Genomic DNA, 24,003 nt, shown 5'->3' with positions numbered 1-24,003 from the left:
GCCTGTCCGCGCACGACGGCGCCGGTCCCGGAGTCCCGGGACCGGCGCCGTCGGCGCAGAGGGGGGCCGCTCAGCCGCGGCGGCGGAGCCGGAGGACCGTGGCCGCGCCGGCGGCGAGCAGGGCCACCGCGGCGGCGGGCAGCACCCAGCCGGGGAGGCCGCCGTCGTCGGACGCCGCGGACGCCGTGTCGGTTTCGGCGCTCGACGGCGTCCCGTCGGCCGTCGGGCTGGCCGCGGTGCTCGTCGGGTCGGTCGTGGGGGCCGAGGACGTCGGGGCGGAGGTGGTCGGCGCGGTCGCCGGCGGGGGAGTGGCGGGGGCGTACTCGAACGCGAAGGTGCCGTCCAGGGTGTGGCCGTCGTCGGCGACGGCCGACCAGGTGACCGTGTGCCGGCCCGCTGCGACCAGGGTGACGGGCGCGGTCAGGACGGCGCCGTCGTGGACCACCGGGCCGGCGCCGACGGGCGTCCCGGTGGGGCCGGTCACTGCGACCTCGCCGCCGAGCACGCTCGCGCTGAAGGTGAGGGTGACCGCCTGCGGGGTGCTCGTCACGGTGCTGTCGGCGGCGGGCTCGGTGGCGCGCAGGGCGGTGTGCGCCGAGGCAGTGCCCGGGACGGCCATCACGAGGCCGAGGGCGAGGACCGCCGTCGCCAGGGGCCGCACGAGCGCGGCGAGCGGACGGGGGACAGGCAGCACGGGACCTCCAGGGCGCAGGGTGTTCTCGTGCTTGGTCGTCGGCGGAGGCCGTGTGGTTCCCGGCTGGTCCGCTTTTCGGGGCCCGTCAGTAGGGCGGTGGGGTGGTGGCGGCGGTCAGTCCGGTGGGTGTGGTGACGGTGAGGGTGCCGTCGGGGGCGAGGACGTGGCGCCAGCCGGGGGCCTGGTGCTTGCCGCGGTGGTGGCCGGTGCAGTAGCCGGTGAGGTTGGTGGCGGTGGTGGGGTCGGCCGGCCAGGGGGTGGCGTGGTCGAGCTCGCCGGCGCGGGGCACGGGGCGGCGGCAGCCGGGGAAGCGGCAGCGGCGGTCGCGGGCGCGGACGTGCCGGTCGAGGGCGGCGCTGGGCCGGTAGCCGGCGGCGGGTCCGGGAGCGGCCAGGCCGTGGCCGCGTCGGTGGGCGCGGTGCAGGGCGGGCAGGTCGGTGAGGGCCAGCAGCGCACCGCCGGCCGCGTGGGTGAGCGCGATCCGGGGCCGGTCGGCCAGCCCGCCCCCGGCGGTGGCGGCGAGCAGCGCGGCGAGGTCGGCGCGGGCGGTGTCGGTGGCCGCGGTGAGCGCGGTCAGCGCGTCGGGGGCGGCGCTCACCCGGCCGGCCGCGCTGCGTGCCCAGGTGGCCTCGTCCGCGGCGTCGGCGCGCCGCGCGGTGGCCACCGTGCGGCGGGCGTGACCGAGGGCGCGCTCGAGCCCGAGCAGGGCGGTGCTCGCGTGGTCGACGGCGCGGTCGGCGCGCGCCCACCAGCCATCGGGGTCCGGTGTGGCCACCTCGTCGGCGTCGGCCGTGGCGTGCGCGTCGGGCGGATCGTCCGGTGGCAGGTCCTCGTCGAGGTAGCAGGGCCCGGGGCGGGCATCGAACTCCCCGGCCAGGATCCGCGCTTCCAGCTCCTCGGCCCACCGGGCGAAGTGCTCGTCCTCGGTGAGGGGCGCCCCGGCTCCGACCGCATCGACCCCCAGGGCCGTGTCGGTGCCGGCTGGCTCGGTGTCGGCCGCGGTGGTGCCGGTCGCCTCGCCATCGGCCGCGGTGTCGGCCGCGGTGTCGCCGGTGTCGGTGTCACTGGCGTCGGCCCGGTGGCCGGTGAGGGCGGCCAGCAGCGCCCGGACCAGCTCGGCGGGCACCACCTGCCCGTCGACCTCGCACGGCTGGTCCCCGCCCCGCAGTGCCCCGACCGGGGCGACCACGGTCAGGGTCACCTGCACCGGCGGCAGCCCGGACTCGCCCGGGCGGAGCACCAGGTCCAGCAGGCAGTCGGCCATCTTCTGCCCCCGGCTGCGGCCGTCGGCGGGCAGCGCGTCGGCACAGGCACCCAGCGCGGCGAGCAGGGCGGCGGCCTCCGGGGTGGTCAGCAGCGCCGAGACCACGCTCATCCCCTCGACCCGGGCCGGGCGGGCATCCACGCCGCGCCGGCGCACCGCGCGCAGCAGGTCATCGGCGGCGGTGCGGGCGGTGCGCGTGAGCAGCTCCCGGCGGGCCTTGTCGCCCAGCTGCGCCGGCGTGGTGTGCCGCCCGGCGGCCCACGCGAGCAGATCGGCCTCGATGGCGGCACGCAGCGTGTCGTCGGTGATCGGGGCGACCTTGTCCAGCAGCGGGCCCAGGTGCCCGATGTGCAGCGCCCCGGACTCCAGGGCGGCCAGCGTGCCCGGCAGCCGGTGCACCAGGGTCAGCGACCGCTCCAGCAGCAGCTGCGCGGCCTGCGTCGACAGCGCCAGCGCGACGGCCAGCTCGTCGGTGGCCCACTCGCTCACCGGCCGCAGCAGGTCAGGACGGGCGGCCCACCGGTCGGCCGACATCGCTCCCGGCGAGCCTTGCGGCCGGTCGGCCGACGACGGCCGGGATGCGGCGAACGCGGCCACCGCCCGGGCCCGCAGCGCGGTCTGCCGGGCGATCTCCCGGTCGGCGGCCTGCACCGCCCCCAGCGGCCCCGACGCCCACCCCACCAGGGGCTCGTCGACCGCCCGGACTCCCGTCACGGGATCGATCATACGTTCGAGCGACGATCGCAGCAAGTCCTGTGGACGACGAACTCGCTGGTCAGACGGCTGGCCGGTGCTCCGGCCGCGGAGCCCGGCGTCAAGGCTGCAAGGGGTGGCGAGACACGACCGCAGCCCGTCCTCAGCGGCCCCGCCGGTAGAGGGCGGCCGCGGCCGGCGCGAGGACGACCAGCAGCCCGGCCGCCCAGGCCAGGGCCGGCCAGACGCTCGCGTCGCCGACCCCGGTCAGTGCCCGGACGGCGTCGGCGGTGAGGGTGACCGGCTGGCTCTCGGCGAAGCCGCGCAGCCAGCCCGGCATCGTCTCGGTGCTCACGAACGCCGAGCTGGCGAACGTGAGCGGGAAGGTGAGCACGAACCCCGCCGACTGGGCCGCCTCGGGGCTGCGCACCGCCAGTGCGATCAGCACGTAGAACCAGGTGACCGCGTAGGACAGCAGCAGCACGACACCGAGGCCGGCCACGACCCCCGTGACGCTGTCCGGCCGGTAGCCCACGGCCAGGCCGACGCCGAGCATGAGCAGCAGCGTCACCACGGTGCGGGCGGCGTCGGCGAGGGTCCGCCCGGCCAGGACGGCGGAGCCGGCCATCGGCAGGGTCCGGAACCGGTCGACCACACCCCGGCCGAGGTCCTCGGCGAGCCCGACGCCGGTGGCGACACCGGAGAACACGGCCGTCTGCACGAAGATCCCGGGGAGCAGGTAGTCGACGTAGTCGACGCCGGGGGTCGAGATCGCCCCGCCGAAGACGTACCGGAACAGCAGCACGAACATCACCGGCTGGACCAAGGCGAACAGCAGCACCTGCGGCGTGCGGAACGCCCCCACCAGGCTGCGCCAGCCGGTGGTCAGCGCGTCGCGCACCGCCCAGCCGACCACCGGCCGGCCGGCCGGCACCGCGGGCGGGCCGAGGACGGACGGGCGGGCCACCGCGTCGGTCCGGGGCGCGGGGTCGGTGACGAGGGAGGTGGTCATGCTGCGCTCCGGGTGCTCGGGTCGGCGGTGCGGCCGGTGAGGGCGAGGAAGACGTCGTCGAGGGTGGGCTCGGAGATCCCGACGCCGCGGATGGCGACCCCGGCGGTGTCCAGCCGGCGCACCAGCTCCGGCAGTGCCGGGCCCGGATCGGCGACCGGCAGCCGCAGCACCCCGTCGGTGACCGCGGCCGGCCCGGTGCCCAGGCCGGCCAGGGCGGCCACGGCCGCCGCCGCACGCCCGGGGTCGGCCAGCGGCACCTGCAGCGCGCCGCCGCCCAGGGAGGCCTTCAGCTCGGCCGGTGTGCCCCGGGCGATCACCCGGCCCGCGTCGACGACCGCCAGCGAGGAGGCGAGCCGGTCGGCCTCCTCGAGGTACTGCGTGGTCAGCAGCACCGCCGTGCCGGCGGCCGCGAGCTCCTCCACCACCTCCCACAGCGCCAGGCGCGACCGCGGGTCCAGCCCCGTGGTGGGCTCGTCGAGGAACACCACCCGCGGCTCGGCCACCAGCGCGGCAGCGAGGTCCAGCCGGCGTCGCATGCCTCCCGAGTAGGTCCGCGCCGGCCGGTCGGCGGCGTCGGTGAGGCCGAACGCGTCGAGCAGCGCGTCGGCGCGCGCCCGCCGCGACGCCCGGGTCAGGTGCCCGAGCCGGCCGAACATGCGCAGGTTCTCCCGCCCGGTCAGCGCCTCGTCCACCCCGGCGTACTGGCCGGCCAGGCCGATGCGCGCCCGCAGTCGAGCGCCGTCGGACACGCCGTCGGGACCGAGGGGCACGCCGGCCACCGTCGCGGTGCCGGCAGTGGGGCGCAGCAGGCCGGTGAGCAGCCGGACGACGGTGGTCTTGCCGGCGCCGTTGGGGCCGAGCAGCCCGACGACGGTGCCGGCGGGCACCTCGAGGTCGACGCCGTCGACGGCGGTCACCGCGTCCGGTCCACTGCCGAACCGGCGCACCAGCCCCTCGGCGACGACGGCGGGCGGGTCAGTAGCCACGGAAGGCCTCCCGGCGGACCTGGCGGCGCGGGATGCCCGCGGCGGACAGCGCGGCGGTGGTGTCGCGGACGAAGGCCGGGGAGCCCGACACGTGGTAGGTGGCGCCGGGTAGGTCGGTGGTGAGGCGTTCCAGCTCCCGTCCGAAGGCCGCGCGGTCGCCGGGATAGACGGCGGCGTGCGCGAGCTCCTCGGTGTCGGCGCGGAACGGGTGGTCGCGGCCGACGTGGACCAGCGTTCCGCGGCGCCGGGCGCCCGTCGCCGCGAGGTGGCGCAGCAGCGCCCGGTGCGGTGTCACCCCGACGCCCTGGGCGAGCAGTACGACGTCGTCGGCGGTATCGGCCAGGGCCGATCGCTGCAGCGGCCGGCGCAGCCGGACGCGGTCGCCCGGGGAGAGCCCGGTGAGCGCCCGCTTGAACCGGCTGCCCGAGGCGAGCCGGGTGCCGATCAGCACCTGCGGGTCCTCGGGGGCCGAGGCCAGGGAGAACGGCTTGGTCCCGCCGTCGGGCAGCGAGAGGAAGGCGTGGTGGCCGGCGAGGTGGTTGAGCGGCTCCACGGGGGCGAAGGCGAACGCCGTGACGCCGCCCTCCGTGTCCGTGCGGCGAACGAACTCCAGCGTGGCGGTGCTGAGCAGGGCCATGGCGGTCTCCGAGGTCGGTGGGTGGGTGCCCGGCGCCGTCCACGGTAGCCGATCGTCGGTCACTGTCAACGATTCGGACCCTAGAACAGTTGGCTCCGCTAGACTGCGCCCCGTGGGGATGCCCGTGCCGATCGAGGACCTGCCGCTGCCGGTGCTGCTCGCCCAGGCGGGTCACCGGGCGGCGCTGCTGCTGGGCCGGCAGTTCTCCGACTCCGGGCTGCGCCCGCGGCACGGCCAGATCCTCATGCGGCTGGAACAGACCGGGTCGGCGACCCAGCAGGAGCTGCTCGAGCAGCTGGCCGTGGACCCGAGCGTCCTGGTCGGCCTGCTCAACGACCTCGAGGACGCCGCACTCGTCGAGCGGGTGCGCGATCCCGCCGACCGCCGCCGGCACATCGTCCGGCTGGCCGGTGAGGGGAGGGCCGTGGCGGCCGACGTCCACCGGTCCGTCGCCACCGTGCACGGGCAGCTGTTCCCGGACGCGAGCGAGCGGGACCTGGCGACCCTCCGGCGGCTGCTCGTCGCCGTCTGCGCCGCGGGCGAGGACGACTGCCGCTGAGCGCCGCCGGACCCCGGTGATCACCTCTTGAGCGGATCCGGCCCCGGACCGTATCGTCCCCTGTGACGGACGTCACGCCTCCCCATCGGCGTGCCCGGTCCCCGATGGAGGAGACGCCGATGAGCGCGCTCACGCCCGACTGCGATCCCGACCTGTCCCACTGCGGGCAGCCCGTACGCAAGTCCGGCGGCGTGCGCTCCACCCTCGTCCTCGTCGCACTGGTGGCCGTCGCCGCGCTCGCCGTCACCGGGAACGCCGTCCCCGGTGCCGTCGCCGTCCTGGCCGGCGGGGTGGGGCTCCTCGCGGCGCTGGCGCTGGCCGCCAGGGTCGTCCGCCTGGGGCAGCGGGCCCTCGGCGCCGTACCCCTGCCGGCGCTGCACCGCTCCCGCGCCGCCGGCTGACCTCAGCCGTCCCGCGGCGGCCGGGAAGATGGCCCGGTGAGCCGGGCCGTCGAGGACTCCAACCTGCGCATGCTGCGTGCCCGGGACGTGATGGACCGCAGCTACGCCGAGCCGCTCGACGTGGCCGCCCTGGCCCGAGTCGCGCACGTCTCCGAGGCGCACTTCATCCGCACCTTCAAGGCCACCTTCGGCGAGACGCCCAACCGCTACCTGCAGCGCCGGCGGGTGGAGCGGGCGATGTTCCTGCTGCGCAGCACCGACCGGTCGGTGACCGACGTGTGCATGGCCGTGGGCTTCGCCAGCCTGGGCACCTTCAGCCGGGTGTTCGCCGGGATCGTGGGGGAGCCGCCCAGCGCGTACCGGCGGCGCGGGCCGCTGGCGCCGGTGCCCTCCTGCTTCGGCATGCGGTGGCTGCGGCCGAGCGAGAAGACAGCAGTTCCGGAGAAGCCCGCGGACACCGCCGGGTCCTAGCGTCGTGATCATGTTGAAGACCATCTCGATCACGTCGATCTACGTGCTGGACCAGGACCAGGCCCTCGACTTCTACGTCGGCAAGCTGGGCTTCCAGGTCCAGGTCGACCAGCAGTTCGGGCCGATGCGGTTCCTCACCGTCGCGCTGCCGAGCGACCCCGGTCACGCGGTGCTGCTCGAGCGGCCCGCGCCGCCGTCGGTGAGCCCGGAGATCGCCGACACGGTGCGCGACCTGGTCACCAAGGGCGCCGGTGGGGGGCACCTCTTCCTCACCACCGACGACGCGCACGAGACCCACGCCGCGCTCAGGGAGAAGGGCGTCGACCTGCCGGAGGAGCCGGTCGTGCAGCCCTACGGCATCGACTTCGGCCTGCGCGACCCCTTCGGCAACTCCGTCCGCATCGCCCAGATGACCCCGCCTCCCTCGAGCTGAGCCGCGACTCGACGGTCCGGCCGGGCCCGTCCCGCGGGCCCGGCCGGAACGCACCGGCACGGCCGGGAACCACAGCGGTGTGGTTCCCGGCGACGGAGGGCGGGCGGACCGTCGTCCGGGGCACCTAGTGTGGAAGCGTGCCCGACCCGTCCACGTACCGACCGGCGGTCGGCTCCATCCCCGAGTCGCCGGGGGTCTACAGGTTCCGCGACCCGAACGGCCGCGTCGTCTACGTCGGCAAGGCCAAGAGCCTGCGCCAGCGGCTCAACAGCTACTTCGCCGACGTCGCCGGCCTGCACCCGCGCACCCGCCAGATGGTGACGACGGCGTCCAGCGTCGAGTGGACCGTCGTCGGCACCGAGGTCGAGGCCCTCCAGCTCGAGTACAACTGGATCAAGGAGTTCGACCCGCGGTTCAACGTCCGCTACCGCGACGACAAGAGCTACCCGTCGCTGGCCGTGACGCTCAACGAGGAGTACCCGCGGCTGCAGGTCATGCGCGGGCCGAAGAAGAAGGGCGTCCGCTACTTCGGCCCCTACGCCCACGCCTGGGCCATCCGCGAGACCCTCGACACGCTCACCCGCGTCTTCCCCGCCCGCACCTGCTCCAACGGCGTGTTCAAGCGCGCCGGGCAGATCGGCCGGCCCTGCCTGCTCGGCTACATCGGCAAGTGCGCCGCGCCCTGCGTCGGCCGGGTCAGCGCCGAGGAGCACCGGGCGATCGTCGACGACTTCTGCGACTTCATGGCCGGCCGCACCGACCTCATGGTCAAGCGGCTCGAGCGGGAGATGGCCGAGGCCGCCGAGGCGATGGAGTACGAGAAGGCCGCCCGGCTGCGCGACGACCTCGGCGCGCTGCGGCGGGCGATGGAGAAGCAGGCGGTCGTCCTCGGCGACGGCACCGACGCCGACGTCGTCGCCTTCGCCCAGGACGAGCTCGAGGCCGCCGTGCAGGTCTTCCACGTCCGGGGTGGGCGGGTCCGCGGCCAGCGCGGCTGGATCATCGACAAGGTCGAGGAGGTCAGCACCGGCGAGCTGGTCGAGCAGTTCCTCCTGCAGGTCTACGGCGGCGTCGACGAGGCCACCGGCGTCACCGAGGGCGGCGAGGCGGTGCCCAAGGAGGTGCTCGTCCCCGAGCTCCCCGACGACGCCGACGTCTACGAGGAGCTGCTCAGCGAGCTCCGCGGCTCGCGGGTGTCGCTGCGGGTGCCGCAGCGCGGGGACAAGCGCAGCCTGCTTGAGACCGTCGAGCGCAACGCGAAGGAGGCCTTCGCCCGGCACCGGGTCAAGCGCTCCAGCGACCTCACCGCCCGGTCGCTCGCCCTCTCCGAGCTGCAGGAGGCCCTCGAGCTGCCCGAGGCGCCGCTGCGCATCGAGTGCATCGACGTCTCGCACGTGCAGCAGACCAACGTCGTCGCCTCGATGGTGGTCTTCGAGGACGGACTGCCCAAGAAGTCCGACTACCGCCGCTTCTCCGTCCAGCACGGCACCGACGACACCGCGGCCATGGCCGAGGTCGTCCGCCGCCGCTTCGCCCGGCACCTCAAGGAGGAGGCCGACCGCCGCGACGAGCAGGGGATCGCCGCGGAGGAGGGCCGGCCGCGCCGGTTCGCCTACCCGCCGAACCTGCTCGTCGTCGACGGCGGCGCGCCGCAGGTCGCGGCCGCGGCCCGCTCGCTCGACGAGCTCGGCGTCGTCGACGTCGCCGTCTGCGGGCTGGCCAAGCGCATGGAGGAGGTCTGGCTGCCCGGCGAGTCCGACCCGGTGGTCCTGCCGCGCACCTCCGAGGCGCTCTACCTGCTGCAGCGGGTGCGCGACGAGGCCCACCGGTTCGCGATCACCTACCACCGGCAGAAGCGTTCGGTCAGCATGCTGGTCTCGCTCCTGGACGACGTCCCCGGCCTGGGGGACACGCGGCGGAAGGCGCTGATGAAGCAGTTCGGGTCGCTCAAGCGGCTGCGCGCGGCCACGGTCGACGAGCTCATGGCCGTGCCGGGCATCGGCCGGCGCACCGCCGAGGCGGTGCTGGCCGCGGTGGCGGAGCCGGCGGAGGGCACGGCGGATCCCGCGGAGGAGGGGCCCGCGGAGGAGGTCGTGGAGAGCACCACGGCGCCCGCCGGCCCGGCCGAGCGGGGCACCCCCACCCCCGGCGCGGGCGCCACCGCCGAGGTCGGCCGGGTCGCGTCGTGAGCGAGGAACAGCTGACCGGCTCGGGCATCGACGCCCCGACCGCGGCCGCCGCCGCGCGCGAGGGACAGGCCGGCCCGCAGGCCGACGTCCCCGCCGGCCTCGACGCCGCGTCCACCGAGACGCCGCCGGTCGAGGTCGTCGTCGTCACCGGGCTGTCCGGGGCCGGCAAGAACAGCGCCGGGCGGGTGATGGAGGACCTCGGCTGGTACGTCGTCGAGAACCTGCCGCCGGCGCTGCTGACGCCGATGGTCGAGCTCGGCGCCCGCGGTGACGTCCGCCGGTTCGCCGCCGTCGTCGACGTCCGCAGCCGCGCCTTCTCCAGCGACCTGCAGGAGGCCATCCGGGTGCTCGCCGAGGCCGGGCACCGCCCGCGCGTGGTGTACGTGCACGCCAGCGACGAGGTGCTCGTCCGCCGCTACGAGTCCAACCGGCGGGAGCACCCGCTGCAGGGGTCGGGCCGGCTCATCGACGGGATCACCGCCGAGCGGGCGCTGCTCACCGGCATCGCCGGCGAGGCCGACCTGTGGGTCGACACCAGCGACCTCAACGTCCACCAGCTGCGCGCCACGCTGGAGAACGCCTTCGCCCGCGAGGGCCGCACCCCGCCGCTGACGGCGACCGTGCTGAGCTTCGGCTTCAAGTACGGCCTGCCGCTGGACGCCGACCTCGTCGTCGACGCCCGGTTCCTGCCCAACCCGCACTGGCTGCCCGAGCTGCGCGCGCACACCGGGCGCGACGCCGACGTGCGCGACTACGTGCTCGGCCAGCAGGACGCCGGGCCCTTCCTCGACCGGTACACCGAGGTGCTGCGGCTGCTCATCCCCGGCTACCGGCGCGAGGGCAAGCGCTACCTGACGCTGGCGGTCGGCTGCACCGGCGGCAAGCACCGCAGCGTCGCCATCGCCGAGGAGTTCGCCCGCCGGCTGGCCGCGGACGGCATCGCCGCGGTCGCCCGCCACCGCGACCTGGGCCGCGAGTAGTGGGCGCGCACCCCAGGGTCGTCGCCTTCGGGGGCGGCCACGGTCTCGCGGCCGCGCTGGCCGCCTGGCGCCGGATCACCCCCGACCTCACCGCCGTGGTCACGGTGGCCGACGACGGCGGCTCCTCCGGCCGGATCCGCCGCGAGATGCCGGTGCTGCCCCCCGGCGACCTGCGGATGGCGCTGGCCGCCCTGGCCGCCGACGACGACGGCCGCCAGCAGATGGCCCGGCTGTTCCAGCACCGGCTCGGCGGCACCGGCGTGCTCGCCGGCCACCCGGTGGGCAACCTCGTCCTCACCGGGCTCGTCGAGCTGCACGGCGGGGACACCGTGCGCGCCCTCGACGCCGTCTGCGCGCTGCTGCGCACCCGCGGCCGGGTGCTGCCGATGGCCGACGTGCCCCTGGACCTCGTCGCGCGCGTGGAGACGTTCGACCCCGACGACCCCGCGCGCACCCGGACCATCCGCGGTCAGGTGGCGATCGCCTCCACGCCCGGCCGGGTGCGGGAGATCCTCGTCTCCCCGCCGGACCCGCCGGTGCACCCCGACGTGCTCGCCGCGATCGCCGAGGCCGACGTCGTCTCGCTCGGGCCCGGTTCCTGGTACACCTCGGTGCTGCCCCACCTGCTGGTGCCGCGGCTGCGCCGGGCGCTGGCCGCCAGCCGGGCCCGCGTGGTCGTGGTGCTCAACCTGGAGCCCCAGCCGGGGGAGACCGACGGCTTCTCCCCGGAGGAGCACCTGCGGGTGCTGCAGGCCCATCTGGACGGAGTGGCGCTGCACACGGTGATCGCGGATGCCGACTCGGTGGTTGACCGCTGTGGTCTCCTGTCAACGGTGCGCGAGTGCGGCGCCGAGCTCGTGCTGGCTCCGGTCGCCGCGCTCGACGGTTCCCCGCGCCACGACCCCGCCCGGCTGGCGGCCGTGCTGGCCCCGGTGGCCGCAGCACACGCGGCCGGCGGGCCGGAGGTCGGGCAGGGGGACGGGACAGGGGACGCAACCGGGGCACCAGGACCGGTGGGGCCCGGACGGTTCGAGGGGGAGAGGTGACGCCGATGAGGGCGCCGCAGCGGAAGGAGTGGTCGTCGTGGCGATGACGGCCATGGTCAAGGACGAGCTGTCCCGGGTGGAGTGCACGCGGACCTCCGAGCGCAAGGCCGAGGTGACCGCGCTGCTGCGCTTCTCCGGGGGGCTGCACATCGTGGGCGGTCGCGTCGTCATCGAGGCCGAGCTGGACACCGGCTCGGTCGCCCGCCGGCTGCGGCGGGACATCAGCGAGGTCTACGGCTACACCAGCGGGGTCAGCGTGCTGGCCGGCGGCAACATCCGCCGGGGCGTGCGCTACCTGGTCCGGATCGCCAAGCACGGCGAGGGACTGGCCCGCCAGACCGGGCTGGTCGACCAGCGCGGCCGCCCGGTGCGCGGCCTGCCGCCGTCGGTCGTGTCCGGCAGCATCAACGACGCCGAGGCCGCCTGGCGGGGCGCGTTCCTCGCGCACGGCTCGCTCACCGAGCCCGGCCGGTCGTCCTCGCTCGAGGTGACCTGCCCCGGGCCTGAGGCGGCCATGGCGCTGGTCGGCGCGGCCCGCCGGTTGGGCATCGCCGCGAAGGCCCGCGAGGTCCGCGGCGCCGACCGGGTCGTCGTGCGCGACGGCGACGCCATCAGCGCGCTGCTCACCCGGATGGGCGCCCACGACGCGGTGCTGGCCTGGGAGGAGCGGCGGATGCGCCGCGAGGTGCGCGCCACCGCCAACCGGCTGGCGAACTTCGACGACGCCAACCTGCGCCGCTCGGCGCGCGCGGCCGTGGCCGCCTCGGCCCGGGTCGAGCGGGCGCTGGAGATCCTCGCCGGCGACGCGCCCGAGCACCTGCTGGTCGCCGGCCGGCTGCGCCTCGAGCACGGGCAGGCCTCGCTGGAGGAGCTCGGCCAGCGCGCCGACCCGCCGATGACCAAGGACGCCGTCGCCGGGCGGATCCGGCGGCTGCTGGCCATGGCCGACAAGCGGGCCAAGGACCTCGGCATCCCGGACACCGAGTCCGTGGTGACCGACGACATGCTGGCGCAGTAACCGGCCGTTCCATCCGCTCACCAGGGGCGTCCTCCGCGGTCCGCGGAGGGCGCCCCTCGCGTTCACCCACCCGGGTGAGCCGACCTCCAGCGGGGCCCCGCACGCGTCGATGCACGCAGCAGAGGCGGGCAACGGGCCGCGCCGTCGGAGCGAGGAGCCCGGGATGAGCGCGGCGCAGTGGGCGCTGCTGTTCGCGTGCGCGGCCCTGGTCGCCACGGGCACGGCGGTGCTGGCCTGGCGGCGCCGCGCCCGCACCCCGGCGGCCACGGCGCTGGCGGTCACCATGTCGGGCGTCGCCGCCTGGTCGACCGCCGACGTCCTCGTCCACGCCGTCAGCACCCGAGCGGTGGTCGCCGCCTACCCGCCGCTGCTGCTGGCGGCCGTCGGGCTGGTGGTGGTGGGCACCTACGTGCTCGCCCGCACCGTGTCCGACCCCTCCTGGCGGCTCGGCTGCCGGCCGGCCCTGCTGCTGGCGGTCGAGCCGGTGCTGCTGGTGGTCACGGCGACCCTGCCGGCCACGCGCGACCTGGTCATGTCCGACCTGGTCCCCGCGGGTGCCGGCGCAGAGGGACGGGTCGCCTTCGGCCCGCTGTTCCTGGCCCACACCGCCTACTCCTACGCGCTCGTCGCCGTCGCCTACGGGCACCTGGTCCGCCGCTACCGGCGTGCGGCGGGCGTCTTCCGCCGGCAGATCACCGTCCTGCTCGCGTCGGCGACGCTGTCCACCATCGGCAACGTCGTGTCGGTCGGCAGCCAGCTCGATGGCAGCGGAACCGACCTCACCCCGCTGTTCTTCCTGCTCACCGGCGTGGTCGACTGCTGGGCGATCTTCCGCGGGGGCCTGCTGCGGCTGGTCCCGGTCGCCCGCGAGCAGGTGGTCGAGACCGTGCCCGACGCCGTGCTCGTCGTCGACCCCGAGGGCGTCCTCATCGACTGCAACCCGGCCGCCACCCGGATGCTGCAGCGGCTGCGCCCCGAGCTCGGGGGGGACCTGGTCGGCCGCGCCCTCGCCGACGTCGCCGGCCCCCGGGCCGTCGCGGTCCTCGACACCACCGAGCGCCGGGACGGCCACCGCGTCGCCCAGGTGCGGCCGGGGCTGTGGCTCGACGTGCAGGACTCGGCGGTCAGCGACCCGCGGGGCCGTCCGCTCGGCCGCATCCTCGTGGTCCGCGACGTCAGCGAGCAGCAGGAGCGCCAGGCCGCCATCGAGGCGCTCAACACCCGCCTGGCCGAGCAGGTCGAGGTCATCGAGCGGCTGCGCGCGGAGCTGGCCGAGGAGGCCGTGCGCGACCCGCTGACCGGCCTGCACAACCGCCGCCACCTCGACCGGGCGCTCGGCGCCGACCTGGCCTCCCGGCCGCGCACCGGCCGGCTGTCGGTGCTGGTGGTCGACGTCGACCACTTCAAGTCCGTCAACGACCGCCTCGGGCACGCGGCGGGGGACCGGGTCCTCACCGCGGTCGCGGGCACGCTCGCCGGCGCCGTCCGCGAGGGCGACACCGCCGCCCGCCTCGGCGGCGAGGAGTTCGTGCTGGTGCTGCCCGGCGCGGGCCGCGAGCAGGCCCTCGAGCGGGCCGAGCAGGTCCGCCGCGCCGTCGCCGCCGGGCGGGTCCCCGTCGACGGCGAGCGCGTCGGCGTCACCGTCAGCATCGGCGTGGCCGTCTGCCCGGCCGACGGCACCTCCGCCGCCGCGCTGCTCGAGGCGGCCGACCGGGCGCTCTACACCGCCAAGGCCACCGGACGCGACCGCGTCGTCGCCGCCGACCCCGTGGGCGACCGGCCCGTCCCGGCCGTCCCCGCCCCGGCCGCCGCGGCCGACGACGGCGTGGAGCTCGTCCCCGGCGGCTGAGCCTCCCGGGGCTCGCCCGGTCGCCCGCCGCCGGGGCCGATAGGGTCGTCCGCGATCGGAGCCGCGCGCCCCGCGCGGCCGACGCACGCGACGGCGCCGGACGGCGCCACGGATCCGTGGAGGTCAGCAGTGACGGTGCGGGTGGGGATCAACGGGTTCGGCCGGATCGGCCGCAACTTCTGGCGGGCGGCCGCGGCCAGCGGCAAGGACATCGAGATCGTGGCGGTCAACGACCTGACCAGCCCCGAGGTCCTCGCCCACCTCCTGAAGTACGACAGCATCCTGGGCGTGCTGTCCGAGGACGTCGCCGCCGACGGCGAGGGCATCAAGATCGCCGGCAACACGATGAAGGTCCTCTCCGAGCGCGACCCGGCCGCCCTGCCCTGGGGCGACCTGGGCGTCGACGTCGTCGTCGAGTCGACCGGCTTCTTCACCAAGGCCCCCGACGCCCGCAAGCACGTCGACGCCGGCGGCGCCAAGAAGGTGGTCATCTCGGCGCCGGCCACCGGCGACGACCTGACCATCGTCATGGGCGTCAACCACGAGAAGTACGACGGCTCGCAGACGATCATCAGCAACGCGTCCTGCACCACCAACTGCCTCGCGCCGCTGGCCAAGGTGCTCAACGACTCCTTCGGCATCGAGCGCGGCCTGATGACGACGATCCACGCCTACACCGCCGACCAGAACCTGCAGGACGGCCCGCACAAGGACCTGCGCCGCGCCCGCGCCGCCGCGCTGAACATGGTGCCCACCAGCACCGGTGCGGCCAAGGCGATCGGCCTGGTGCTGCCCGAGCTGCAGGGCAAGCTCGACGGCTACGCCGTCCGCGTCCCGGTGCCCACCGGCTCGGCCACCGACCTCACCGTCCAGCTGACCCGCGAGGTGCCGGCCGACGAGATCGACGCCGCCTACCGCGAGGCCGCCGCGGGCCCGCTCGCCGGCATCCTCAAGTACACCGACGCCCCGATCGTCTCCTCCGACATCGTCACCGACCCGGCGAGCTGCATCTACGACAGCAAGCTGACCAAGACCTTCGGCCCGATGGCCAAGGTGCTCGGCTGGTACGACAACGAGTGGGGCTACTCCAACCGCCTGGTCGACTCCGTCGAGCTCGTCGGCCGCTCGCTGTAGCCGATGCGGACCCTCGACGACCTGCTCGCCGAGGGCGTCTCGGGTCGGCGCGTGTTCCTGCGCGCCGACCTGAACGTCCCCCTGGACAAGCAGACCCGGGCCATCACCGACGACGGGCGCATCCGGGCCAGCCTCCCCACCCTGCAGGCGCTGCGGGAGGCCGGCGCCCGGGTCGTCGTCGCGGCGCACCTGGGCCGGCCCAAGGGTGCGCCCGACCCGCAGTACTCGCTGGCCCCGGTGGCCGCCCGGCTCGGCGAGCTGCTCGGCGCCGAGGTGCCGCTGGCCGCCGACGTCGCCGGCGACGACGCCCGCACCCGGGCGGCGGCCCTCGGCGACGGCGAGGTCCTGCTGCTGGAGAACGTGCGCTTCGAGGCCGCCGAGACCAGCAAGGACGACGCCGAGCGCGGCGGGCTGGCCGACCGGTTCGCCGCGCTGGCCGACGTCTTCGTCGACGACGCGTTCGGCGCGGTGCACCGCAAGCACGCCTCGGTGTACGACGTGGCGCTGCGGCTGCCGCACGTCGCCGGGCGGCTGGTGGCCACCGAGCTCGACGTGCTCACCCGGCTGACCACCGACCCCGAGCGGCCCTACGTGGTCGTGCTCGGCGGCTCGAAGGTCAGCGACAAGCTCGCCGTCATCGAGGCGCTGCTGCCCAAGGTCGACCGGCTGCTGGTCGGCGGCGGGATGTGCTTCACCTTCCTGCGGGCCCAGGGGCTCGAGGTCGGCCGCTCGCTGCTGGAGGCCGACCAGGTCGACACCTGCCGGCGGCTGCTCGCCGAGGCCGGCGAGCGCATCGTGCTGCCGGTCGACGTCGTCGTCGCGCCGGAGTTCAGCGCCGACGTGGACACCGCGGTCGTCCCGGCCGAGGAGATCCCGGGGGAGCAGATGGGCCTCGACGTCGGCCCGCGCACGGTCGAGGTGTTCGGCCGCGAGCTGGCCGGCGCCCGCACGGTGTTCTGGAACGGCCCGATGGGCGTGTTCGAGCTGGCGCCGTTCCAGGCCGGCACGCGCGGGGTCGCCGAGGCCGTGGCCGCCGTCGACGGGCTGTCGGTGGTCGGCGGCGGGGACTCCGCGGCCGCCGTCCGGCAGCTCGGCCTCGACGAGTCCGCCTACGGCCACGTCAGCACCGGCGGCGGCGCGTCGCTGGAGTACCTCGAGGGCCGGGAGCTCCCGGGCCTCGCGGTGCTCGCGGACTGAGGGGCGCGGGATGGCACGCAGGCCGGCGGCCCCGGCCCGCCGGGAGGGCCGCCGCCCGCTCATCGCGGGCAACTGGAAGATGCACATGACGCACCTGGAGGCCATCGGCCTGGTGCAGAAGCTGGTCTTCAGCCTGGACGAGAAGGAGCTCGACGCCGCCGAGGTCGTCGTGCTGCCCCCGTTCACGGCGCTGCGCAGCGTGCAGACGCTGGTCACCGGCGACAAGCTGCCGGTCGGCTACGGCGCGCAGGACCTCTCGGCGCACGACTCCGGCGCCTACACCGGCGAGGTCAGCGGCGCGATGCTGGCCGCGCTCGCGTGCGGCTTCGTCGTCGTCGGCCACTCCGAGCGGCGGTCGCTGCACGCCGAGGACGACGCGGTCGTGGCCGCCAAGACCCAGGCGGCGCTGCGGCACGGCCTCACGCCGATCGTGTGCATGGGGGAGGGGCTCGAGGTCCGCCGGGCCGGCGGGCACGTGGTGCACTGCACCGACCAGCTCGACGCCTCGCTGGCCGGCCTCTCCGCCGAGCAGGTGGCCCGCGTGGTGCTGGCCTACGAGCCGGTCTGGGCGATCGGCACCGGCGAGGTGGCCACCCCGGAGGACGCCCAGGAGGTCTGCGGCGCACTCCGGTCGCGGCTCGCCGAGCGTTTCGGCCCGGGCACGGCCGAGGTCGTCCGTATCCTCTACGGCGGGTCGGTGAAGGCCGCCAACACGGCCGGGATCCTGGCCGGGCCGGACGTCGACGGTGCACTCGTCGGGGGCGCGAGCCTCGACGCCGACGAGTTCGCGCAGATCTGTCGGATCGCCGCCGGGGGCGGCTGAGCACGCCGCCCCGGCGGCCGAGCGGGGGGACACGGGTGGGCAGCAGGCTGCAGCGACCCACCCGGTCCACCCGGCTGCCGGGGCTGCTGTCCGGTACCGCCGGCCGCGTCCTGGGCCTCGCGCTGGTCGTCGCGCTGGTGGTCGCCGTCGCGGTCAGCTGCCGCGGTGGCGGGGACGGCGACGCCGGCGTCCCGGTCCTCGGCGACGGCCCGGACGCCGGTCTCGAGGGTGTGCGCGCCCCGTCGGACGAGGCCGGCGGCACGCTGCGGGTGGTCACCGGCGAGATCGACAGCCTCGACCCGCAGCGCTCCTACCAGCCCGGCGTGTGGAACCTCATGCGGCTCTACGCCCGCACGCTGGTCACCTACTCCTCCGAGCCCGGTGCCACCGGCGAGCTCGCGCCCGACCTCGCCACCGACCTCGGCACCACCCCCGACGGCGGCTTGACCTGGACGTTCACCCTCCGCCCCGGCGTGGGGTTCGAGACCGGCCGGCCGATCACCTCGCGCGACGTCAAGTACGGCATCGAGCGGTCCTTCGCCTCCGACGTCATCGTGGGCGGCCCCACCCACGTCGTGGAGCTGCTCGACGACCCCGAGAACCCCTATGCCGGGCCGTACCAGGACGAGGACCCGGCCAAGCTCGGGCTGGCCGCCGTCGAGACGCCCGACGACGCCACCATCGTCTTCCGGCTCCGCTCGGCGCAGCCGGACTTCCCCTACGTCCTGGCGCTGCCCTCGAGCAGCCCGGTCCCGGTGGAGAGCGACACCGGCGCCGGCTACGGAGCCGACCCGGTCTCGTCGGGCCCGTACGCGATCACGACGGTCGACGCCGCGACCGGCATCGTCCTCGACCGCAACCCCGCCTGGGACCCGGCCAGCGACGAGGTCCGCACGGCGCTGCCCGACCGGGTCGTCGTCCGCACCGGCCTGTCCAACCTCGAGCGGGACCAGGCGCTGCTCGCCGGCTCGGCCGACGTCGACGTCTCGGGCACCGGCGTGCACCCGGCCACCGGCGCGCGGCTGACCGGCGAGACCGGGGGAGAGGTGCCCCTGCCCGACCGGGTCGACGAGGTGACCAGCGGCGCGCTGCGGCTGCTGGCGCTGCCCACCGACGTCGCCCCGATGAGCGATCCGAACTGCCGCACCGCGGTCGCCGCCGCGATCGACCGCCGCGCCGTCCAGGAGGTCCTCGGCGGCCCCGACCGGGCGGTGCGGGCCGGGCAGCTGTGGCCGGGCACGCTGCCCGGCGGGCCCGAGGGGGAGGGTGCCGACGCCGGGCCGGACCCCGATGCCGCCCGCGACGCGCTGGCCGCGTGCGGGCAGCCCGAGGGCTTCAGCACCGTGCTGGCCGTGCCCGACGCGCAGGCCAGCGTCGAGGTGGCCGGCGTCGTCGCCGCCCAGCTCGCCGAGGTGGGCATCGACGCCGAGGTCCGGCCGCTGCCCGCGGCCAGCTTCTACGCCACCGACGTCGGCAGCCCGGACAACGTCGCCCGCAACGGCTTCGGCATCGTGCTGGCCACCTGGACCGCCGACTTCCCGCTCCCCGGCTCGTTCCTCGTGCCGCTGGTCGACGGCCGCTCGGTCAGCGCCGTCGGCAACACCAACTACGCGCGGCTCACCGACCCCGCCGTGTCCGCGGCCGTGGACGCCGCCCGCGCCGCCACCGATCCCGAGGCCGCCGCCGCGGCCTGGCGGGACGTGGCCGCCGCCGCCCTCGACACCGGTGCGTACGTGCCGCTGGCGGAGGCCCGCGTGCGGCTGCTGGCCGGTCAGCGGCTGCACAACGGCGTGGTCATGCGGCCCTACGCCGGCTACGACCTGGCCACCGCGGGCGTGCGCTGAGCGGACCCGCCGCGGGCACCGGCTACCCTGGTGCCATGGTCGAGGTCGTCCTCAACGTGCTGCTGGGTCTCACCAGCGTCCTGCTGGTGGTGCTGATCCTGCTGCACCGGGGCAAGGGCGGCGGCCTGTCCTCGATGTTCGGCGGTGCGGTGTCCTCGCAGCTGTCCGGCTCCTCGGTCGTCGAGAAGAACCTCAACCGGCTGACGATCTTCACCGGGCTGGTCTGGACCGTGTGCATCGTGGCCCTGGGCATCCTGCTGAAGGTCTGACGGAGGCTCCACCAGGCACCTCGCGGAAAATCGTGATCGAGAGAACACGCTCCAGGCCATAGACTGCGCGCGCGACGCGAACCGCGCCGTGCAGGTCGGTCCAGAGGGGGCGCTCGTGGCTGGTGGCAACGCGATCCGGGGGACCCGGGTCGGTGCGGGTCCGATGGGAGAGGCCGAGCGCGGCGAGGCCGCACCGCGGCACAGGATCGGCTACTGGTGCAGCCAGGGCCACGAGACCCGGGTGGCCTTCGCCACCGACGCCGAGGTGCCCGACCTCTGGGACTGCCCCCGGTGCGGCCTGCCGGCCGGCCAGGACGCCGCGGCACCGCCGCCGGTGCCGCGCACCGAGCCGTACAAGACCCACCTCGCCTACGTCCGCGAGCGGCGCAGCGACGCCGACGGCGACGCCCTGCTCGAGGAGGCCCTGGCCAAGCTCCGGGCCCGCCGCGGCGCCTGAACGTCCCGGGTACCGCAGCCCCGCACCGGGCTGCGGTACCCGGCGTGCGTGGTGCCGGGTGGCCGCCGGTCAGCCCGTCGCCGGGCAGGGCACCCAGGCCGCCCGGCCCGGGTCCCACCAGGTCCCCGGCCGGCGGGGCCGCCACGCCACCCGCGCCAGGTGGTCGGTCGCCAGGAACGCGCGGCGCAGGTCCGGGCTGAGCCCGTCGAACGGGGTGGCCTGCGAGCGGTGCTCGGCCATCGCGGCCTCGCGGCGGTCGAGGAACCGGCTGACGTCGAGGACGTCGGTCACCTCCGCGTCGGGGCGGCCGAAGTCGGCCGGGTCGATCGCGTGGTAGGCCGTGTCCGGCCGCACGGTGCGCATCTCCTCGAGCCAGCGGCGCATCAGCGAGTTGGGCAGGCAGTGCTCGACGAGCACGGTGCCCGGCGCCGCCGCGTCCCGGACCGCGGCCGCGGTGGCCGTCCGGACCCGCTGGTGGTCGCGGTGCCCGTCGGTGCCGTCGAGGACCAGCACCACGTCCGGCCGCGCGTCGGCGACCAGCCGGGCGAGGACCCCGGCGACGGCGTCGGGCGGTGCCGCGCAGAGCGACCCGCGGGGCGGCGCGCCGTCGAAACCCGAGTCGCGGTAGCCCAGCAGCTCCACGGCGGCGACGCCGAGCGCGGCCGCCGAGCGGTACAGCTCTGCCTCCCGCACGGCGCCCAGGTCGCCGCAGTCGGGCAGTCCGGGAGCCGGCTGTCCGGCCTCGCCGCGCGTGGCGCAGGCCAGCGTCACGCGGGCACCGGCCGCGGCGGCGCGGGCGATGACCGACCCGCACCCGAAGGCCTCGTCGTCGGGGTGGGCCACGACGACCAGCCAGCGGTCGCCGGGCCGGACGTCGGTCACGGGGTCGCGGAGGGTGCCGGACGGGGACGGGAGCAGGGTCGCAGCGGTCATGGCCCCGAGGGTGGCGCCACCGACTTGAGGTCCTCTTGGCGTCCTCTGACGCCGGCCGCCTGCCGGGCGGCGTCCCGCAGCCGGGTCAGCTCCGGCACCCAGTAGCGCTCGCCGCGCTCGGCGACGGCCAGGCCCGCCTCGCAGGTCGCGGCCGCCACCGCCGGCTCCCCGGCCGTCAGCGCGGTGGCGGCGAGCAGGCCGAGGAAGACCGAGCGGCCGGCGGCCAGACCCTGCCCGGCCAGCGCCGCGTGCGCCTCCCGCATCACGGCCAGGCCGGCCCGGGGTTCGCGGCGGGCGAGCAGCCAGCCCTCGGCGAAGCGGACCACCGCCGACGGGTAGCGGTACTGCTCCCACGCGGGCTCCCGCAGCGGCAGCGCGACCAGCCGGCGGACGCGGTCGGCGTCGCCGTCCACCAGCGCGAGCACCAGCGCCCAGCGGCGGGCGAAGCCGGCCGCGCCCAGCCCCGCCTCCTCGGCGACGGCCAGGGCCGCGTCGGCGTGGGCCCGGGACTCGTCCCGCCGGCCGAGCAGCCACAGGCACAGGGCGCGGACGACGGCGAGCCGGGTGGGCGGTGAGAAGGCGAGCGAGCGGCGCAGGTCGACGCGGCCCGTGGCGACGTGCGCCCCGGCTCGCTCGAGATGGCCCAGCGCCTCGGCCGGGCGGGCCTGCATCCACCGCACGACGGCGGTGATGTCCTCGGTCAGGTAGCCGGCCGTCGGGTCGTCCAGGTGCCCGGCGAGCGCGGCCATCCGGGCGACGGTGCGGTCGGCGTCGTCGAGGCGGCCGACCTGGCACTGGAACAGCGTGGCGACCCACAGCAGCTCGACGTCGTCGGGGTGCGGCGGGTCGGGCACCTCCCAGGCGGTCACCAGCCGGCCGTACTCGCGGACGGTCGGGCTGTCGTAGCCGGCCGCCCACGCGTCGGCGTACGCGGTGCGGCCGAGCGCGCGCAGCTCCCGCCGGCGGCGCTCGGGACCGGCCGGCAGGGCGGCGGCCGCCGTCAGCAGCTGCCCGCCCAGCTCCCGGAGCAGGTCGAGCGCCGAGACGCGGACCGCGTGGTCGGTGGCGCGCTCCAGCCACGGCACGGCGGCGACCCCGCCGTCGAGCGCGCGGGCGGCGAACAGGTGGCCGGCGACGCGCGCGGCCTGCTCCGGGTCCGCACCCGCCCGCGCGGCCAGCCGCTCGCCGATCGCGCGGTGCAGCCGGGCGGTGCGGGCGCTGGACAGCTGCGCCCGGAGGACCTCGGCGAGCAGCGCGTGGCCCGGCGCGAACGTGCCGTCCCCGCCGTCCACGGCCAGCCGCGCGGCGACCGCCGACTCCAGGGCGCCCAGCGCCTCCCCGACGGGGACGCCGACGACCGCGGCGAGGTCCTCGACCGACAGCGGCGCCCCGGCGACGGCGGCCGCGGTGAGCAGGTCGGGGCCGGGAGGCGGCCGGCGGAGGACGCGCTGGCGCAGCACGTCGTGGACCGCGGCGGGCACCCCGCCCACGGCGCGGCCCCGTCCCGTCGGCGCGCCGCCGTCGGGAGAGCCGGTGGCACGGGCCAGCTCGAGGGCGAAGAAGGGGTTGCCGTCGGCGCGGGTCACCACGTCCCGGACGCCGTCGTCGCCGAGGTCGGCGGAGGCGGCGGTGCGGACCAGGTCGGCCACGGCGGCCGGGGCCAGCGGCTCGAGGTCGAGGCGGACCAGCCGCGGCAGCCGGCCGAGCGCGGCCAGCGTGTCGACCAGGGCGGGCGCGTCCGCCTCGCCGCTGCGCAGCGCCAGGGCGAGGACGACGGGGGAGCCGGCGACGTCCGCGGCGAGACCGGCGACCAGGCGCAGGGTCGCCGGGTCGGCCGCGTGCAGGTCGTCGAGCGCCAGCACCGCCGGCGGGCCGGTCGCGGCGAGGACACCGGTCAGCGCGTCGGTCAGGTGCACGAGCACCATCGCCGGGTCGATGCCCCCGCCGGCGGCCTGCGGTGCCTCGCCGAGGCCGGGGACCACCGCCCGCAGCGGGCCGAGGGCACGTGCCACCCCCGCACGGGTCGCCGCGTCCAGCCCCGGGACGGCGCCGCGCAGCACCTGCAGCACCGGCCAGTAGGGCGGCGCGGCCACGCCGTCGCGGCAGGTGCCGGTGTGCGCGCCGCCCCCGGTCGCGCCGGCGGACGCGGTGAGCCACCGCAGCAGCTCGGTCTTGCCCATCCCGGCGTCCCCGGTGAGCAGCACGACGGCGCCCGACCCGCCGGCGGCGTCGGTCAGGACGCGGGCGAGCAGGGCGCACTCGCCCTCCCGGCCGCGCAGCGGCGGCGGCCCCGCCGCCGGGGACGGCGCGGGGGCGGACCGCACGGGCACGGGCTGCAGCGCCGGGTCCCGGCGGAGGATCCGCTCCTCGACCTCGCGGAGTGCCGGGCCCGGGTCCAGACCCAGCTCCTCGCGCAGCAGCCGGCGGCCCTCGGCGAGCACCGCCAGCGCCTCCCCGGGGCGGCCGCCGAGATACAGGGCGTGAGCGAGCGAGGCGCGGGCCTGCTCGCGCAGCGGGGCGGCGGCCAGGTGCGCCTGCAGGTCGGCGACGGCGCGACCGGTCTCGCCGAGCGCGAGCAGCGCCGCGGCCCGCTGCTCGACCGCGTCCTGCCGCAGTTCGGTCCAGCGGTCGGCGGCGGCGCGGGCGAAGGGCTCGTCGGCGAACTCGGCCAGCGCCGGGCCGCGCCACAGCGCCAGGGCGTCGTCGAGCAGGGCGACCGTCCGGGCGGCGTCGCCGGTGGCGTGCCGGGCCTCGCCGAGCAGCCGCTCGAAGAGGTCGGCGTCGATCTCGACGGCCTCGCGGGCGAGCCGGTAGCCGGGTGGCGCGGTGAGCAGCACCGAGCCGCTGGAGCGGGGCGCCCGCCCGGGGTCGAGGGTGCGGCGCAGCAGCGCGATGGTGCTGTGCAGGGACGCCGTGACCTTGGGCGGCGGCGAGCCGTGCCACAGCAGGTCGGCCAGGCGGTCGGCGGAGACCAGCCGGCCGGCCTCCAGCGCGAGCACCGCCAGGGCGGCCCGTTGGAGGCGGGCGCCGACCGGCACGGGGACACCGTCGCGGCGGACCTCGAGGGGCCCGAGCAGCCCGATCCGCAGCACCCCGTCCGCCGCCGTCCCGCCC

General features: G+C 76.7%; 22 protein-coding genes. 15 read left to right on the top strand and 7 right to left on the bottom strand.

Annotated elements, in window-relative coordinates; all coding sequences use genetic code 11:
* Positions 1–70: 70 nt before the first annotated feature.
* From ACI79V_RS01670 to ACI79V_RS01650, 5 genes are all read right to left on the bottom strand, one after another.
* Positions 71–694: a copper resistance CopC family protein gene (locus ACI79V_RS01670; RefSeq protein WP_456886234.1), complete on the bottom strand. Its 624-nt coding sequence runs from the start codon at positions 692–694 to the stop codon at positions 71–73.
* 85 nt (positions 695–779) lie between these two features.
* Positions 780–2,672, bottom strand: coding sequence for a DUF222 domain-containing protein (locus ACI79V_RS01665; RefSeq protein WP_456886232.1), 1,893 nt, complete (start codon positions 2,670–2,672; stop codon positions 780–782).
* A gap of 142 nt (positions 2,673–2,814) precedes the next feature.
* Positions 2,815–3,663: an ABC transporter permease gene (locus ACI79V_RS01660; RefSeq protein WP_456886230.1), complete on the bottom strand. Its 849-nt coding sequence runs from the start codon at positions 3,661–3,663 to the stop codon at positions 2,815–2,817.
* Positions 3,660–4,649: an ATP-binding cassette domain-containing protein gene (locus ACI79V_RS01655; RefSeq protein WP_456886228.1), complete on the bottom strand. Its 990-nt coding sequence runs from the start codon at positions 4,647–4,649 to the stop codon at positions 3,660–3,662. The genes ACI79V_RS01660 and ACI79V_RS01655 overlap by 4 nt, the downstream gene beginning before the upstream one ends.
* Positions 4,639–5,286, bottom strand: a complete 648-nt coding sequence (locus ACI79V_RS01650; protein ID WP_456886226.1) for an FAD-dependent oxidoreductase — start codon at positions 5,284–5,286, stop codon at positions 4,639–4,641. The genes ACI79V_RS01655 and ACI79V_RS01650 overlap by 11 nt, the downstream gene beginning before the upstream one ends.
* Positions 5,287–5,404: 118 nt before the next feature.
* Between ACI79V_RS01650 and ACI79V_RS01645 the strand changes: the two genes are divergently transcribed.
* From ACI79V_RS01645 to ACI79V_RS01575, 15 genes are all read left to right on the top strand, one after another.
* Positions 5,405–5,845 (top strand): MarR family winged helix-turn-helix transcriptional regulator, encoded by a 441-nt coding sequence (locus tag ACI79V_RS01645; protein ID WP_456886257.1) that lies wholly within the window; start codon positions 5,405–5,407, stop codon positions 5,843–5,845.
* Positions 5,846–5,964: 119 nt separating this feature from the next.
* Entirely contained in the window at positions 5,965–6,246 is a 282-nt protein-coding gene (locus ACI79V_RS01640) for a hypothetical protein (protein WP_456886224.1), read from the top strand.
* Positions 6,247–6,282: 36 nt separating this feature from the next.
* Positions 6,283–6,717 (top strand): helix-turn-helix domain-containing protein, encoded by a 435-nt coding sequence (locus tag ACI79V_RS01635; RefSeq protein ID WP_456886222.1) that lies wholly within the window; start codon positions 6,283–6,285, stop codon positions 6,715–6,717.
* Positions 6,718–6,727: 10 nt separating this feature from the next.
* Complete coding sequence (locus ACI79V_RS01630) at positions 6,728–7,150, top strand: VOC family protein (protein WP_456886220.1); 423 nt, start codon at positions 6,728–6,730, stop codon at positions 7,148–7,150.
* 137 nt (positions 7,151–7,287) lie between these two features.
* Positions 7,288–9,339, top strand: a complete 2,052-nt coding sequence (gene uvrC, locus ACI79V_RS01625; protein ID WP_456886218.1) for an excinuclease ABC subunit UvrC — start codon at positions 7,288–7,290, stop codon at positions 9,337–9,339.
* Positions 9,336–10,319: an RNase adapter RapZ gene (rapZ, locus tag ACI79V_RS01620; RefSeq protein ID WP_456886216.1), complete on the top strand. Its 984-nt coding sequence runs from the start codon at positions 9,336–9,338 to the stop codon at positions 10,317–10,319. Before uvrC ends, rapZ begins: the two co-directional genes overlap by 4 nt.
* The gene (locus ACI79V_RS01615) at positions 10,319–11,365 is read left to right on the top strand and encodes a gluconeogenesis factor YvcK family protein (protein ID WP_456886214.1); all 1,047 of its coding nucleotides are present in this window, start codon (positions 10,319–10,321) and stop codon (positions 11,363–11,365) included. Before rapZ ends, ACI79V_RS01615 begins: the two co-directional genes overlap by 1 nt.
* Before the next feature lie 43 nt (positions 11,366–11,408).
* Positions 11,409–12,383 carry a DNA-binding protein WhiA gene (whiA, locus tag ACI79V_RS01610; RefSeq protein WP_425283686.1) on the top strand — a complete coding sequence of 325 codons (975 nt, stop codon included), beginning with the start codon at positions 11,409–11,411 and terminating at the stop codon, positions 12,381–12,383.
* 163 nt (positions 12,384–12,546) lie between these two features.
* Positions 12,547–14,232, top strand: a complete 1,686-nt coding sequence (locus tag ACI79V_RS01605; RefSeq protein ID WP_456886212.1) for a histidine kinase N-terminal 7TM domain-containing diguanylate cyclase — start codon at positions 12,547–12,549, stop codon at positions 14,230–14,232.
* Positions 14,233–14,361: 129 nt separating this feature from the next.
* Positions 14,362–15,366 carry a type I glyceraldehyde-3-phosphate dehydrogenase gene (gene gap / locus ACI79V_RS01600; RefSeq protein WP_456886210.1) on the top strand — a complete coding sequence of 335 codons (1,005 nt, stop codon included), beginning with the start codon at positions 14,362–14,364 and terminating at the stop codon, positions 15,364–15,366.
* Positions 15,367–15,369: 3 nt separating this feature from the next.
* A complete protein-coding gene (locus ACI79V_RS01595; RefSeq protein WP_456886208.1) occupies positions 15,370–16,563 on the top strand; it encodes a phosphoglycerate kinase in 1,194 nt (397 codons plus the stop codon).
* Between the two features lie 10 nt (positions 16,564–16,573).
* Positions 16,574–17,386, top strand: a complete 813-nt coding sequence (gene tpiA, locus ACI79V_RS01590; protein ID WP_456886206.1) for a triose-phosphate isomerase — start codon at positions 16,574–16,576, stop codon at positions 17,384–17,386.
* A 35-nt stretch (positions 17,387–17,421) separates the two neighbouring features.
* Complete coding sequence (locus ACI79V_RS01585) at positions 17,422–19,230, top strand: ABC transporter substrate-binding protein (RefSeq protein ID WP_456886204.1); 1,809 nt, start codon at positions 17,422–17,424, stop codon at positions 19,228–19,230.
* Between the two features lie 35 nt (positions 19,231–19,265).
* Positions 19,266–19,499, top strand: a complete 234-nt coding sequence (secG, locus tag ACI79V_RS01580; protein WP_456874215.1) for a preprotein translocase subunit SecG — start codon at positions 19,266–19,268, stop codon at positions 19,497–19,499.
* An 88-nt stretch (positions 19,500–19,587) separates the two neighbouring features.
* Positions 19,588–19,956, top strand: a complete 369-nt coding sequence (locus ACI79V_RS01575; RefSeq protein WP_456874214.1) for an RNA polymerase-binding protein RbpA — start codon at positions 19,588–19,590, stop codon at positions 19,954–19,956.
* A gap of 69 nt (positions 19,957–20,025) precedes the next feature.
* On the opposite strand, the gene ACI79V_RS01570 is transcribed toward ACI79V_RS01575, so the two are convergent.
* Complete coding sequence (locus tag ACI79V_RS01570) at positions 20,026–20,889, bottom strand: PIG-L deacetylase family protein (RefSeq protein ID WP_456886202.1); 864 nt, start codon at positions 20,887–20,889, stop codon at positions 20,026–20,028.
* Entirely contained in the window at positions 20,886–23,981 is a 3,096-nt protein-coding gene (locus tag ACI79V_RS01565) for a BTAD domain-containing putative transcriptional regulator (protein ID WP_456886200.1), read from the bottom strand. The genes ACI79V_RS01570 and ACI79V_RS01565 overlap by 4 nt, the downstream gene beginning before the upstream one ends.
* Positions 23,982–24,003 lie beyond the last annotated feature (22 nt).

This window comes from Geodermatophilus sp. SYSU D00700, assembly GCF_054050255.1.
Note: the sequence above shows the minus strand (reverse complement) of the source record. Positions and strands in the feature narration are given on the sequence as shown.

Bases quoted from the DNA above. Each gene is read 5' to 3' on its own strand.
- ACI79V_RS01660 (WP_456886230.1), bottom strand. From the start codon at position 3,663: ATGACCACCTCCCTCGTCACCGACCCCGCGCCCCGGACCGACGCGGTG.
- ACI79V_RS01650 (WP_456886226.1), bottom strand. From the start codon at position 5,286: ATGGCCCTGCTCAGCACCGCCACGCTGGAGTTCGTTCGCCGCACGGAC.
- ACI79V_RS01645 (WP_456886257.1), top strand. From the start codon at position 5,405: ATGCCCGTGCCGATCGAGGACCTGCCGCTGCCGGTGCTGCTCGCCCAG.
- ACI79V_RS01640 (WP_456886224.1), top strand. From the start codon at position 5,965: ATGAGCGCGCTCACGCCCGACTGCGATCCCGACCTGTCCCACTGCGGG.
- ACI79V_RS01630 (WP_456886220.1), top strand. From the start codon at position 6,728: ATGTTGAAGACCATCTCGATCACGTCGATCTACGTGCTGGACCAGGAC.
- whiA (WP_425283686.1), top strand. From the start codon at position 11,409: ATGACGGCCATGGTCAAGGACGAGCTGTCCCGGGTGGAGTGCACGCGG.
- ACI79V_RS01605 (WP_456886212.1), top strand. From the start codon at position 12,547: ATGAGCGCGGCGCAGTGGGCGCTGCTGTTCGCGTGCGCGGCCCTGGTC.
- ACI79V_RS01595 (WP_456886208.1), top strand. From the start codon at position 15,370: ATGCGGACCCTCGACGACCTGCTCGCCGAGGGCGTCTCGGGTCGGCGC.
- tpiA (WP_456886206.1), top strand. From the start codon at position 16,574: ATGGCACGCAGGCCGGCGGCCCCGGCCCGCCGGGAGGGCCGCCGCCCG.
- secG (WP_456874215.1), top strand. From the start codon at position 19,266: ATGGTCGAGGTCGTCCTCAACGTGCTGCTGGGTCTCACCAGCGTCCTG.
- ACI79V_RS01570 (WP_456886202.1), bottom strand. From the start codon at position 20,889: ATGACCGCTGCGACCCTGCTCCCGTCCCCGTCCGGCACCCTCCGCGAC.